This window comes from Nitrincola schmidtii (assembly GCF_008973715.1).
GTDB classification, from domain to species: Bacteria; Pseudomonadota; Gammaproteobacteria; order Pseudomonadales; family Balneatricaceae; genus Nitrincola; species Nitrincola schmidtii.
Genome location: NZ_WBOL01000001.1, coordinates 159,683 through 174,415 on the forward strand (window position 1 = coordinate 159,683; position 14,733 = coordinate 174,415).

General features: G+C 43.0%; 13 protein-coding genes. All 13 read right to left on the reverse strand.

Annotated features, from left to right (window positions below; genetic code table 11):
* Positions 1–65 precede the first annotated feature (65 nt).
* Entirely contained in the window at positions 66–668 is a 603-nt protein-coding gene (cheD, locus tag F7R24_RS00745; RefSeq protein ID WP_151669324.1) for a chemoreceptor glutamine deamidase CheD, read from the reverse strand.
* A 21-nt stretch (positions 669–689) separates the two neighbouring features.
* Positions 690–2,408, reverse strand: coding sequence for a SpoIIE family protein phosphatase (locus F7R24_RS00750; protein ID WP_151669325.1), 1,719 nt, complete (start codon positions 2,406–2,408; stop codon positions 690–692).
* Positions 2,405–2,689 (reverse strand): STAS domain-containing protein, encoded by a 285-nt coding sequence (locus F7R24_RS00755; RefSeq protein ID WP_151669326.1) that lies wholly within the window; start codon positions 2,687–2,689, stop codon positions 2,405–2,407. The genes F7R24_RS00750 and F7R24_RS00755 overlap by 4 nt, the downstream gene beginning before the upstream one ends.
* A gap of 11 nt (positions 2,690–2,700) precedes the next feature.
* Positions 2,701–3,858: a methyl-accepting chemotaxis protein gene (locus F7R24_RS14610; protein ID WP_168926743.1), complete on the reverse strand. Its 1,158-nt coding sequence runs from the start codon at positions 3,856–3,858 to the stop codon at positions 2,701–2,703.
* 10 nt (positions 3,859–3,868) lie between these two features.
* Positions 3,869–4,927 (reverse strand): protein-glutamate methylesterase/protein-glutamine glutaminase, encoded by a 1,059-nt coding sequence (locus F7R24_RS00765; protein WP_151669327.1) that lies wholly within the window; start codon positions 4,925–4,927, stop codon positions 3,869–3,871.
* A 5-nt stretch (positions 4,928–4,932) separates the two neighbouring features.
* Complete coding sequence (gene cheD / locus F7R24_RS00770) at positions 4,933–5,541, reverse strand: chemoreceptor glutamine deamidase CheD (protein WP_151669328.1); 609 nt, start codon at positions 5,539–5,541, stop codon at positions 4,933–4,935.
* On the reverse strand, positions 5,538–6,383 hold the full coding sequence (locus tag F7R24_RS00775; RefSeq protein WP_151669329.1) for a CheR family methyltransferase: 846 nt from the start codon (positions 6,381–6,383) through the stop codon (positions 5,538–5,540). Before F7R24_RS00775 ends, cheD (F7R24_RS00770) begins: the two co-directional genes overlap by 4 nt.
* Positions 6,384–8,567: a methyl-accepting chemotaxis protein gene (locus F7R24_RS14860; RefSeq protein WP_151669330.1), complete on the reverse strand. Its 2,184-nt coding sequence runs from the start codon at positions 8,565–8,567 to the stop codon at positions 6,384–6,386.
* A 28-nt stretch (positions 8,568–8,595) separates the two neighbouring features.
* Positions 8,596–11,016: a methyl-accepting chemotaxis protein gene (locus tag F7R24_RS14865; protein WP_276613227.1), complete on the reverse strand. Its 2,421-nt coding sequence runs from the start codon at positions 11,014–11,016 to the stop codon at positions 8,596–8,598.
* A gap of 19 nt (positions 11,017–11,035) precedes the next feature.
* Complete coding sequence (locus F7R24_RS00790; RefSeq protein WP_151669331.1) at positions 11,036–11,533, reverse strand: chemotaxis protein CheW; 498 nt, start codon at positions 11,531–11,533, stop codon at positions 11,036–11,038.
* A 21-nt stretch (positions 11,534–11,554) separates the two neighbouring features.
* Positions 11,555–13,717, reverse strand: a complete 2,163-nt coding sequence (locus tag F7R24_RS00795) for a chemotaxis protein CheW (protein ID WP_151669332.1) — start codon at positions 13,715–13,717, stop codon at positions 11,555–11,557.
* A gap of 22 nt (positions 13,718–13,739) precedes the next feature.
* Positions 13,740–14,105 carry a response regulator gene (locus F7R24_RS00800; protein ID WP_151669333.1) on the reverse strand — a complete coding sequence of 122 codons (366 nt, stop codon included), beginning with the start codon at positions 14,103–14,105 and terminating at the stop codon, positions 13,740–13,742.
* Positions 14,106–14,220: 115 nt separating this feature from the next.
* Positions 14,221–14,718, reverse strand: coding sequence for an FKBP-type peptidyl-prolyl cis-trans isomerase (locus F7R24_RS00805; protein WP_151669334.1), 498 nt, complete (start codon positions 14,716–14,718; stop codon positions 14,221–14,223).
* Positions 14,719–14,733 lie beyond the last annotated feature (15 nt).

The window sequence follows — 14,733 nt, forward strand, 5'->3', positions numbered from 1 at the left end:
TCTTTTTTAATTTCCTTTGGTCATCTCGCCATTATTTACGTAGTTAGAGACTAACCATCCACTGGTTAGAATAGATCCACTTCTCCAGAGATAGGTTGAGTATCAATTGCATGGAGGTATGCTTTTTCACGATCGATGATGGTGTTGTTATGCAATAAGTGTATCTTTTTTAACATCACTTTACCTGTTTTTGGAAAAAAACAAACTTTACGTGGATAGATATCCAACACGTCCTGACTCACCACAGGTATGGACTCTTTTTTTAGATGATCAAAAACAAAACTCACATTACGCTGCCCTACATTCATAAAGGTCATATTCTTAAGAACCTGACCTCCTCCAAACACTTTAGCTTCAAGTCGATTACGAATGGCACCCATTTTCAGCAGTTGGTTTATCAGCAGCTCCATGGCATACAAGCCATAGCGACCAGAAGCGGCGATCACGCTATTTTCTTCCTGACTGGAATCATGTGGCAACATAAAATGATTCAAGCCACCGATGCCCGAATAACGATCACGCAGACACACTGACACACAAGAACCAAGTACAGTAACAATCATAGTGTCATCCTGAGTCGCATAGTATTCACCCGGTAGTACTTTGATCGCCTGAACATTAAAACGACGATCATAATAACTACTGGTTGCTAAATGTGGGTCAAACATAATGCATCCTTGTTTCTGTATTTATCTAAGCGTGACACTGACATGTGTCCCTTTTTCTTTAATAGAAATATCAGTTGCTAACTGTTTAACCAGCGTTAAGCCCCTACCAAACTCATTTTCTAAACTAGGATTGTCGAGATTAGCCGACTCTAGTAAATAGCCATCACCGCTGTCTTTAACTTCTATCAGTAAACAGGGACCTTGCTCATCCTCAAACCATTTAATCAACAACGTTAAATGGTCCTCTTGAGACAATTCAGCAAGGCGACTGTCGCGCTCTTGATAATAAATCAGAAACCCTTCTGCACCCGTTTTTAAGATAGAGGTTAGTTTTAATAATCCATGATCCACGGCATTATTCACCAGTTCACTAATGATGGTAAAAACTCGCTGGCAAAAGGAGTGATGAAAACCCATACCCATCAGAAATTGATTACATTGCGAAGGCAACTCTTGTTTTGCTATTTGTTTTCCTACCAGTTCTAAAGACCAGGTAAAAGGCGCGATTTCGGTCAAACTATGCGCCACAGGCTTGGCTAAATAAAGCTGCTGCTGAGCAGCCACAGCTTGCTGAATCGAGAACTGATACAAAGATAGGTCATCATCAAACTTGTAATGTCCGGTATGTTCTATTAACGCCTGTAATACATGATCTAAACTGTTTTTATGTCGTTGACGCAGTACTAGCATCAAGCGACTCATACCAAAAGCATGACCCAATGCATCTCGCTGCTCTAACACGGCATCACTAAAACTCACGAGCTTTGCATTAACGGGTAAGGTAATCGTTTCCGCACGTGATTCAAACACTTCAGGATCTAAAATCCCAAGTGCCATGTATTGCGATATAAATTGATGAGTGATTTGGTGATGTTCATCAAATAAACACAAGGGAGGCATACCGCCATTCCATACCCTAAGCATATGATGGTTCAAATCTACCTCAACCATAGACGCAGCCACGAAACGATCAAAAGGCAGTTGTTCAGATAATGAAGTGTTAATTTCTCGTATGATCGACTCTAAACGATGACCTTTTTCAACCATCGCCTTAAAGATAGATACAATCGGCATCAAGGTCACGGTTGCTGATAAACCATGTCCGGTGGCATCGGCGTGAAGTATAAAAATACTTCCAGAGGGCGCATAACGCGCCACAATGATGTCACCGCTAAAGTCATCTGTGGGTTGTAGAAAAAATTCGAATCCGTTAACTGTTGAGGTTTGTTGACTTAGCAAATGGTTATTCATTATGTGCGAAACCATTTGCTTTTCTAAATCGGCTTTTGTAATGAGTTCCGTTAACTTCTGGTTTTGTTCAGCTATGATGCTAGACATCCGAACATGGTAAATTAACGAATAGACTTTTAGATTGAGCAGCAAGGCGTTAATAGGTTTTAGTATAAAATCGTCAACTCCTTGATCCATACAGGCTTGAAGTATATTTGGACTCTCACTACTTCCCATGACAATAACGGGAATATCTTTTTGTTTTATTTTCTCTGGAAGATTTTTAATCAGATCAAGTCCTTTACGCTCACCTAAATCATAGTCTACCAGTGCTATATCAATATGCTCAGAGGCCAGAACAATCATGGCTTCGTCATAATTTAACGAAGTGATGACACGAAATCGCTGCTGGACCAAGTGACTTTTATACATACGATTGAGTGATTGATCATCTTCAACCACTAAAATCGTAATGTCACCCTGCGTAGAGTCTGAATCATACTGCTTCATCGAATCTCAACAATTTTACCCATGTTGGCGACTTCTAATATGTCATAGGGAGTTCCTGATGCGTTGACAACCACCACTTTTTTGTTGGCCTCAGAGCACTTCTTTTGCAGCATAACCAACATACCCAAGGCAGAACTATCTAAATACTCAACTTGCGAGAAGTCAGCGATGATCTCTTGATGTGCTGTTTGTTTTAATGCATTTGCCGTGTGCTCATAAAAAATCTTGTGATAACTGAAGTCAAAACGCTCCGGTAACTTAATTCTAAAACCATCTTCCATCGCACTTTCTCCTAGAACAGATCTATATCGCCGCTGCTCATTGAGCTTGCAGAGACGGGATTGGTTTTTCGTGATTGACGCACTTCGCGAAATGCTTGCAAACTGGAACGCAGTGCATCTTCGTCAATATTATCTTGGTCACTCTTTAATACATCCGCTAAGAGTAAAAGCTGTTTTTGCTCATCAATCGTGTGCTGTACTGTTTGGCTACTCATATCTTGAAATTGCATAGCACGCATAGCATCAAATAGAGCTTCCATTAGCCGTTGAGAAATAACTTCCATCCCTTGTGTGATTTGCTGATCTTGCTGCGATTTATTCATGAGCTGTTCGATAGCCCCTTGAACTTCTTTTTTTGCTTCTAAAATAAAGGTCATATCTTGAGAAGCGATTCGACTGACATCATCAACCAATGTGGTGATTTGATGGTGCATACTGGTCAGATTATCTTGTATGGTTTTACTAAAGCTAGCTGATCGATTAGATAAGGCTCGTACTTCATCAGCAACGACAGAAAAACCACGTCCACTATCACCTGCACGGGCAGCTTCAATCGCCGCGTTAAGGGCTAGCAAGTTGGTCTGCTTGGCGATATTGTCTATATCGTCCAGTGTTTTCATCAAAGATGGCATTTGATCAGATAGCTGAGAAACGCGTTCTAGCATACTCATGGAGTCAGCACTCATACGCACTGTCGTTTCAACAAAGTGATTCATGGTATGAAGGGTACTGTTAGCAAAACCATCCAAACGTTCATTATGGTCAGACAAGGTTGAATTCGTTGTATGAGATGCACCATAAAGTAATAAGGCAACATCGGCTTGCTGTCTCTCGATTTGTTCTTTCAACGTACTAAAAGAATGGGAAAGCGTGTTCATGGCATCGTTTTGCATGTTATGCAATGCATCCATGTCATGGACCGTTTCAGATACCACTTCTTCAATGGAAATACCTATCTCCTGAAGGTCATCTATAATCGCTTTAGCCTTATCATCCGACTGAGTTGTTTTGATAACGTCTTTGGCCGCCAATTGATTTTTGGCATTTTGTGAATCAACAAAAACAATCAGCAAAGCGACTAACACACCAAGAACAGGGAAAACCCAATGTGCCAAGGCTGCTCCAATCAACAAAGCAGCAGACCACAAAATAATACTTCTTACATTCATTTCATAATCCTTATACACGATTAACGCGCTGTCCAACTTTATCAAGTACTCGACTGGGTAATTCATCTAAAGGCAATACTTCGTCGACAACACCAAGGGCTATCGCCTCCTTTGGCATACCAAACACAATACAACTCTCTTCGTCTTGAGCAAAAGTGATGGCACCTGATTCTTTCATCGCCTTCATTCCCAAAGCACCATCTTTTCCCATGCCCGTTAGAATGACCCCAATCGCATTACCACCGGCAACTTTAGCCGCAGATAAAAACAGCACATCCACGGATGGACGATGGCGATTCACAGGTTCACCCTCATGCAACAGGGTCATGTAATTGGCACCACTTCTGACTATCTCTAGATGTGCATTACCAGGTGCTATATAAACATGACCTGGTAATACACGCTTATTATGCTGCGCTTCTTGCACATTTAACGTACACAGTTTGTCCAATCGCTCTGCAAAAGTTCGGGTAAAGTTTTCTGGCATGTGCTGAGTGATCATAATCGCAGGCATATCCGCTGGCAGTGGTTCTAAAAAGCGACGTATGGCTTCTGTCCCCCCTGTTGACGCTCCAACAAAAATCACTTTTTCCGTTGATGAATAGCCTTTGCTTAACAGCTGACGTTTTGGATGATTATCATTGAAAACGCGACTTCTGACTTTTGCTTTGGCACAGACACGAATTTTTTCAGCAATCAAATCAGAGTAACGTTTCAGACCTGCAGCGATATCAACTTTAGGTTTTGCAATGTAATCAACCGCACCAAGCTCTAAGGCTTTTAAGGTCACATTTGAACCTTGATCCGTCAATGAGGATACCATCAATACTGGCATAGGCCTCAGACGCATGAGGCGCTCCAGAAACTCAAGGCCATCCATTCTGGGCATCTCTACATCTAACGTCAGTACATCAGGGTTATGCAACTTGATCAGTTCACGTGCAACGATAGGATCAGGAGCACTAGCCACCACGGTTAAATCGACATGGCTATTAATAATCTCTGTCAGAAGGTGGCGAATTAATGCAGAGTCATCAATCACTAATACTTTAACTTTCGGAGTCGACATGGCTACTAGATCTCCATCTCTTGTGAAAAACTCATTTCAGATAAACGCTGATAGTAATCAGCTTCTCGATCTAGCAATGTTGTGTTATTCAATTTTTTAAGCTTTTTAACCAGCACACGCCCAGAACGGGGGAAGAAATAAACTTTTCTTGGATAAATATCCATCAAGTCTTTGGATAATATAGGAATACCCTGTTGCTGAAGGTATTGTTCTACAAAGCGACTATTATAAGCTCCCATTTGATGACCAAGGGGTGACTTGAGAGAGTTACACGCACCAAAAATTTTTGCTTGAAGCCGCTCTAATCGCGCTCCACTTTTAATCAATTGAGATATCAGTGTTGCCATAGCCTGTTGTCCATACCGAAAGGCTATGGCGTCCCACTCGCGATCTGCTTTAGGTTCTGGAAGCATGAAGTGACATAATCCACCAATACCTGCATGCTGATCCCTAACGCAGGCACAAACACTACTGCCTAGCACGCTGACCAAAATCATATCTCTACCCGTCACGTAATAACTACCAGGCATGACTTTAACTGCATCCTGCTCGAAATAGGGATCAAAATAAATTTCTGGTAAATTCTCAGGAGCAGTAAAGGCGGCCGCCGTCATTTGTGGACTCCTTGTTTAAGCAATCCGCTAACGGGCTTAAAGATGGTTTGCCCTTGTGATTTAAATAAATCAGCAGCATGTTGAAAACTTTCAGAGTGGCCTGCGTAAAGTAAACCCCGATCACGCAGTAAGGGATGAAAGCGCGATAAAATCTTGTACTGTGTGGGTTTGTCGAAATAGATCATGACATTTCGACAAAATACAGCATCTAACTGTCCTTTAATTGGCCATGGATCCGCTAACAGATTGAAGGGTTTAAATTGAATTAATGCCTGCACTTCTGGACGAATTCTAACGCTACCCTGCCTTTTTCCTTTGCCTTTAAAAAAGAAATGTCGCATACGTTCATCCGATAACTTTTCAACACGCTCTGAACCATAAACACCCGCTTTTGCCTGAGTTAGCACGTTGGTATCAACATCAGTCGCTAATATGGTCACTGGAGGCGTCCAAGTGCCAAAGGTTTCGATAGCGGTCATCGCTATCGAATAGGCCTCTTCACCAGTAGAGCAGGCGCTCGACCAAATTCTAAAGGTCTGCTTCGAACTGCTAACCTGCTTCAGCATATGTGTCGCTAGATGATCAAAGTGATGAGACTCTCGGAAAAAAGCGGTTAGGTTAGTCGTTAGGGCATTAATAAAATCTTGTATCTCATGATCATTCACCAGCAGAAAATCAAGGTACTCAGAAAACTGTTTTAACTGAAGTACCCTAAGTCGTCGTGCAATTCTGCTATAGACTAGATCGCGCTTTTTTTCTGAGAGAGAAATACCTACCCTGTCACGTATCAGCGACCGGATACGTTCAAAATCAACTTGGGTAAATACAAATTCTCTCTCCACTCAATACACTTCCCAGCTGTTCATCGTGTTGGGTGCAGGCAGTCTACCTTGCGTTAATTTAGAGGAATCCAACTTGAATATTGCAACGGCACTTGATAATGCAGCGGCTTGCTCTTCTAGAGATTCAGCTGCTGCTGCAGCTTCTTCAACCAAGGCTGCGTTTTGCTGTGTGACATCATCCATTTGAACAACCGCCTGATTGATCTGTTCAATCCCTTGGCTTTGCTCTTCAGAAGCGGCTGAAATTTCACCCATCAAGTCAGTTACCTGTTTAACGGATTGAAGTATTAACTCCATAGATTGACCCGCTTCTTTAACAAGACCGCTACCTTGATCGACAATATCACTGTCTTCTTTGATTAGCGCTTGAATCTCTTTTGCTGCTGCCGCGGATCGTTGTGCTAACGTTCGCACCTCTCCCGCTACCACAGCAAAACCGCGACCCTGTTCTCCCGCACGAGCCGCCTCAACAGCCGCATTTAATGCAAGAATATTGGTCTGGAAAGCGATGCCATCAATGACACTGATAATGTTGATAATTTTTTGAGAACTATTGGTCAGCTCATGCATGGTATTAACGGCTTCTTGTACCTTCAAACCACCCGCTTCAGCAAACTCATTGGCTTTGGCAGCTAGCAAGTTGGCTTGTCGAGCATTGTCTGCATTTTGACGAACGGTACTGGTTAGCTCTTCCATACTAGAGGCGGTTTCTTCCAAGCTTGACGCCTGCTCCTCTGTTCGTTGTGATAAATCAGTATTCCCTGCAGAGATCTCAGTCGCTGCCGTATTGACATTTTCAACAGCTGTTTGGATACGCTGAATCACTTCAGAAAGCTGATCGGTTGTTTGGTTGGCAGCACTGGCCAAAACTCCTAAATCACCCGAATATTGCCCCTTCACTTGTTCAGTCAGATCCCCTTTTGCAAGACTCTGCATCACATGACGTATCTCAGCAAAAGCTGTTTCAAGAGCTTCTACAGTTTGATTAATCATCAGCTTAAGTGTCTGCATATCACCAGAGGCTTCCGCATTAATGCGATGAGTAAACTCTCCCTGGGATACAAATGTCATGACTTCAAGAATATCAGTGACACTGCCTTTGAGTTTTTGCATACCACGAGAAGCGTCTTCAAGCATACGTCGATATTCACCACGGACTTGATTAGCATTGATGCTAACACCAAACTCGCCTTGGCGTATTGCCTGCATGACTTTTGATAGTTCAGCCATGGTCACACCAATAGACTCGGCACTTTGGTTAACGCCTGTCTTCAACTGATCTAAATCACCCTTGTAGTCGCCTTGAATTCGAGCGCCAAAGTCACCAGCAGCAAGCGCTGCGATGGTTATATTTGCTTCATCAAGTGCATGCTTTTGAGCATCTAACAACGCATTAAATGCAGTAATAACCTGCCCTATCTCATCATGCTTTTGATAATCAATTTGCGTGCTAAAATCACCGGTATCTCGCACACGCTCAACCGATTTAACCATGGTGGTTAAGGGTTGTGTGATACTTCTAGTGATCAGAAATCCGAGCAATCCAGCGATAAAAACACCAAAAGCCATTGCAACCAAACTAATTCGCTCTAACCAAATAGCTTGATCAATATTTAATGCCACTTCTTGATTAGTTGAATTGACGTTGAGTTGAACGACTTGATTTAGTGCACCCAGAGCGGCCTCTTGATACACAAGGGTATCGCCCATCGTTGCTTGAGAGATGCGTTGTTGAAGACGGTCTATATCGTCTAAATTATTACTTAACAGACGCGCATCTAACTCCTCATGCAAAGCCATGATACTGTTGTTTGCAGCTAACCAATCAGGCAGAGTTTGTTGAAAGATATCCCAAGCTTGCTGCTCTTGCTGAGATTTTGGCAGTTGGTCATAACGTTCAACGAGGGCACGGTATGTTTGTCGTCCTTGTTGAATGGCTTGGTATTGATGTTGACGAGCAGTTAGGTCTGCCGAAGTATCCATCAAGGTTCTAAACCCCATCACCACTTCATTCAAGGCAATCTGCATCTCCAATACAATTTGGACAGCAGGAAGACGTCGCTCACCAAACTCCCTGAGTGTATTTTCGCTACGTTCTGCTCCCCAATAGCCGAGACCGCCTAATAGCAGAGCAATGAGTGCAACGCTTGCGAACCCAGCAGAAATTTTTGCCTTAATCGTCATACATCAATCCCTGTTCTCAATAAATTAATTAAAACTCTTCCCACTCATCTTCACTTGGTTTTGACGCTGGCGGATTCAATCGCGTTGGTTTTTTTACGGCTGCAGCAGGGTGCGTTTTTGGTTTTCTAGGAGCCGGTTGACTCACTCGAGGCTTAGCAACCATTTTAGGTGCTCGCTGTTGAGCTATCGATTGCTGATCCAGCTTGAATACTGATACAGAGGCAGATAAAGACGCTGCTTGCTCTTCCAGCGATTCAGCCGCAGCAGCCGCTTCTTCAACCAATGCCGCGTTTTGCTGAGTGACATCGTCCATCTGAGTAACCGCTTGGTTGACCTGCTCAATACCTTGGCTTTGTTCTTCCGATGCAGCGGATATCTCGCCCATCAAGTCAGTAACACGTTTAACCGATGTCACGATCTCTTCAATGGTTTTCCCTGTTTCAGTAACTAGTTCACTACCTTCATGAACGATTTCAACGGAGTTATTAATTAACTCTTTAATTTCTTTAGCAGCAGCTGCTGAGCGTTGAGCCAATGAACGAACTTCACCTGCGACTACCGCGAAGCCTCGGCCTTGTTCGCCAGCACGAGCTGCTTCAACTGCTGCATTAAGTGCAAGAATATTGGTTTGGAAAGCAATACCATCGATCAACGTGATGATGTCAGCAATTTTGTTTGAACTTTCACTGATCGCATCCATGGTTTTCACCACACGACGAGCTTTTTCACCGCCGGATTCGGCAACCTGAGCAGCACTTTGCACCAATTGGTTAGCTTGTTTAGCGTTATCTGCGTTTTGACGAACAGTTGAGGTCAACTCTTCTAAACTAGAGGCGGTCTCTTCAAGGCTAGATGCCTGTTCTTCGGTGCGTTGAGACAGGTCGGTGTTACCTGCCGCGATTTCTTGAGCGGCGGTATTAATGGCCTCGACCGAAGTTTGAATTTCACCCACTAACGATTTCAATTGATCGACCGTTGCATTGGTACTCGATTGCAAGGCACCAAAGGCACCGTGATAGTCACCGGTTACTTGTTCAGTCAATTCGCCACGTGACAGATGATTCATGACTCGAATTACTTCTTTCAAACCAGTATCCGTAACCGACATCAACTGGTTAACACCATCACCCAGACGCTTAAAGAAACCTTGCAAGTCCTGTGTTTCTACACGCGCAGTGAAATCACCTTGCACCGCTTTTTCAACCAACTCAGTAACGTTAAGTTCTACCGCAACTTCTTGGGTACGATCTTTCCACTCAACTACCGAGCCTAAACGTTCATTTTGATCATTAACAATAGGGTTAGCTACGAGATCAAAAATACGTCCACCGATTTTAACGGTTGCTTCATGTTTTCCTTGAAGCGCTGTCAACACCTGACGCTGGTGTGCTGGGTTTTTATGAAATAAATCTATGCTGTTTCCGAGAAGGTTTTCAGGATCAAAGCGGGGAAGATCTTTACGTATATCATTCGCAGCAGTTCGGAACATATCATGAACTGAGGGATTCAGATAAATAATATCGAAGTTTGCGTCGGCGACCATCACATTTGCTGAAACACTGTCTAAAGCGTTCTTAATACGAAGGTTAATATTCGCCACTCGACGTGTTTCAGTGATATCAGTTTTAAGTTTACGTTGAGTATCCGCTAAAGATTTAAGTGCTAAACCTACTTCGTCTTTACGATTTTCTTGAATTTCTTGATCAAGATTACCCGCACCCAAAGCCATAAAGTGTTGCACTAAGGCACGTAACGGGTAAACCATGCTGATAAACAACATTAAAGCGATGGCCAGAACGACAAGTATTGAGATAGCAACTAAAACATAGGTACGCTGCAACTCAGTTGCTGCAGTCTCTACAGCATCATTAGCATCAGCAGCCGCACGGGTTGTATTTTGGGTGACTAGAGCATTAAACGCTGCTCCCATGGAATTTGATATCGGAACCATTCGATTAACAGTACGCTGATACTCTGCCATCAAACGCTCATACTGGAAGGAATCATTGGTCTGCAAAAGTCTCGCAATTAGAGCATCAAGCTCCACATAGACTTCTCTCCAAGCATTGTATTCTTTTGCCAGATCATTATAGATTTCTTGACCACGCTGCGTTACCCGAGGTATGCCAGCCAGTATTTGCCAATTGGTATCAATAACATTCCATGAAGCTTGACGCTCGGTTACTATTCGCTGCAAACCTTCTTTGCGCATGGCGTCATTTTGCAGCATGACATCGAGTGTTTGTGCACGAATCACCATACGCTCGGTATTCAGTGATGTAATAGAGACAAGCGACGGCACTCTGTTATCACGCATCAATTTGGCGTAATCTGACCATCCCGTAAAACCCTGATGAGCCTCGTAACTTGCAAAAAGTAACGCAGCCAGCATCACCACAGTCATGATGCCAATTTTGAGGCTGGTTGTTATGTTATTAAACCATTTCATAATGTCACTCCACCTAACTTCAAAGGGCTGTGTCGCTCAATTTATCAATAAGACCCATTTCTTGACTGGTCATCAACTTTTCGATATCCACAACAATGGCCATGCGATCTCCAACACTCGCCAAGCCAATTAAGTATTGCGTATCAAAGGTTGAGCCAAAATCAGGAGCAGGTCGAATCTCTTCAGGATTCAGTCCGATGACATCGGAAACTGAATCCACGACCATGCCGACAATACGTTGTCCTAAATTCAAAATAATCATGACAGTGAACTGATCGTATGTGGCGTTTCCTAAGTGAAACTTAAGCCGCATATCAACCACCGGAACGATGACACCACGCATATTAATGACACCTTTAATATAGTCTGGTGTATTCGCAATGCGTGTGACTGCATCATAACCACGTATTTCCTGAACCTTCAAAATATCGATGGCATACTCTTCTTCGCCTAAAGTGAAGGTAAGATACTCTTGTACTACATTCTGGTTTGCTTGATCTTCCGTCGCATCGATCATTTCGCTACCTCAATCAATTCTTTAGGCTGACACATGCGAAATACTCATACGTGCCAGTTTGTCTATATCCAGTATCAACGCCACACGACCATCACCCATAATAGTAGCACCAGAAATACCCTCAACTTTGCGGTAGTGGGTTTCTAAACTTTTAATAACAACCTGCTGTTGTGCAATCAACTCATCAACAAACAACGCTACTTTGCCACTATTTGATTCAACCACCACTAAAATCCCTTTTTCAGGATCTGTTACCTCAGGTTCTAAATTAAGGATCTGATATAAAGCGATCAACGGTAGGTATTCACCTCGTATTTGAACCACTCGACCTTTACCAGAAACCGTTTTAAGTTGATCGTGAACAGGCTGAAGTGATTCTAAAATTCTTGTCAGAGGCATAATGAAAATTTCATTACCCACTCTAAGGGTCATACCATCAAGGATTGCCAGTGTTAATGGCAACCTCAGGCCAATCGTAGTGCCCTCTCCAGAGATAGATTCTATCTCTACTTGCCCTTTCATCTCTGCAATGTTTCGTTGAACAACATCCATACCGACACCACGACCGGAAACATCGGTCACTTGCTTAGCGGTCGAAAAACCAGGTGCGAAAATCAGTTGCCACACCTCTTTATCAGTAGGGTTATCGGATAAAGGAATATTTTTTTCACGTGCTTTTTCTAATAGTTTCTCTCTGTTCAGTCCGGCACCATCATCAGTAATCTGCACTAAAATACTGCCGCCTTGATGACTGGCACTGAGGGTAATTGTACCTTCTTCAGGTTTTCCTGCTGCAGTTCGTACTTCCGGCGTCTCAATACCATGATCGATACTGTTGCGTAATAGATGGGTCAGAGGGTCTGCTAATTTTTCAATTAACCCTTTATCCAGTTCAGTTTCTTCACCGACTAGCTTTAGGCGAACTTTTTTATTCATTTTTTGAGTCAAGTCTCTGACTACTCGAGGGAAACGACCAAAGACAAAGTTGATCGGCAACATGCGTATTGACATGACTGCTTCTTGAAGATCTCTGGAGTTACGCTCTAGATTGACTAACCCTTCATGTATAGCTTCGAACTCAACAGGATCAAGATGTGAAGCCGATTGAGCCAACATAGATCTTGTAATAACGAGTTCACCCACTAAGTTAATCAATTGATCAACTTTTTCTACGCCCACTCGAATTGAGCTTTCAGCCGGTGCTTTTGCACTTTCTTGCTTAGAGCTTACCTTAGGTGATTTAGCAACTTGTTCTACAGGGGCATTCTGTGGAGCTGAAGTATTAAGTGCTGCTGGCAGTTCATGCTCGTCTACAAAGAAACCAAAACCCTGTTGTTGCTCTCGCTCTGCTTGTTGTTGCGCTGGTAGTTCAGATTCATCAATAAAAAAGCCAAACCCATTATCTGCTTCAATCTGAGCTTTTTCTTGTGCTGCTGGTAAGGTTGATTCATCAACAAAAAAGCCAAAGCCATCATCCTCTTCTTCAGAGTCACTCGGGTTTTCTGTTTCTGCTAAGTTGATGGTTAACTCTTTATCACTACAGATGTACTCAAAAATATCTCGGATAGGCGCATCGGTATTCGGCCCCTTCAACTGCCAGGACATGCAACTTCCTGGCTTTTGGCTAAGCAATGTTAACTGCCCCAATGCAGACAAGTCGGCCGTTAACGCTTCAAGAGAAGCACTACCTGCAAATAGGTCCGTTAGGGGATTAAGTTCGATAAGCCATGCAGAAGCATCATTAGGAATAATAGCCAATGTATTTGGCTCATCGGCTAAGGCTTTGGAAGGTAAATCAGGATCGGCCAACTTCAATAGGCGTGAACGCATTGCTTCGGTGGTAGTATCATCGACACTAGCACCACCTTGGTGAGCCTCAAGCATCTCATTTAGAAGATCACAGCACTCCAAAAATGCTGAGATCATCTCATCGGTAGGATCTAAAATTTGCTTTCGCAACTTATCAAGCAACGTTTCCAGAGCATGAGTTAACTCAGCGATATCACTAAAACCAAAAGTTCCACTGCCACCCTTGATCGAATGCGCTGCTCTAAATATAGCGTTCAAGTCTTCAAGGCTTGCGTCTTCAACATCAAGAGCTAAGAGTAACTGCTCCATATTCCCAAGATGTTCATGGGCTTCATCAATAAATACTTGATGGAACTGGCTCAGATCTATGCTCATGTCAACATTTCCTGTGACTTAATCAACCAATAACTTTACGAACAACCTCGATCAGTTTTTGTGGATCAAAGGGTTTAACCAACCATCCAGTAGCACCAGCGGCTTTGCCCTGTGCTTTCATACTGTCACCGGCTTCTGTTGTTAATACCAGTATAGGTACAGATCGGTATGCTGGCAGTGCACGAAGACTTTTTATTAGCGTTAAGCCATCCATATTAGGCATATTCTGGTCTGTCAAAATTAAATCAAACCGCCCAGCCTGAGCTTTGTCTAAACCCTGCTTGCCATCGACCGCCTCGGTGATATCGTAACCCGCACCCTTGAGTGTAAAACTCACCATCTGTCGAATCGACGCTGAATCATCAACTGTTAGTATAGACTTTCCCATGAAACGCTCCTGCGCCTTACAAGTTAAACTTACTATAAACTATAAATCACTATAAATTAAGGCTAATTTTTAATGTTTTAATACTAGTTAAGGATAATACCTAAACAATTAGGTATCAATGATGATGCCCACCAGGGCCATGTGCGTGACCATGAGCTATCTCTTCCGCTTCAGCTTCGCGTATCTCAGAAACCATGACATCATAGGTCAGAGTTTGTCCTGCTAAAGGATGGTTCATATCTACCTGAACCATAAAACGACCTGGCTTAACCACAGTCACATGACGAGCACCTTGATCTGTTTCCACCAACGCAATCATTCCCGCTTTCCACTCACGAACACCTTTTGGCAAGCCTTGCAAATGTTTAACAGGCACTTTCATCTGCATGGACTCTTGTCGCTCGCCATAAGCATCTTTAGGTGCCAAGGTCACTTCGAACGTATTACCAGGCTCTTTACCTAACATCGCTTCTTCCAAGCCGGGTATCATGTTGCCATGACCATGAAGATAGACTACTGGATCAGCACCCACATTGGTCTCTAGCACATCACCCTGATCATTCTTTAAGGTATAAAAAAAACTAACAACACAATCATCTTGTATTTGGCTCATCGTAAATACGTTCCT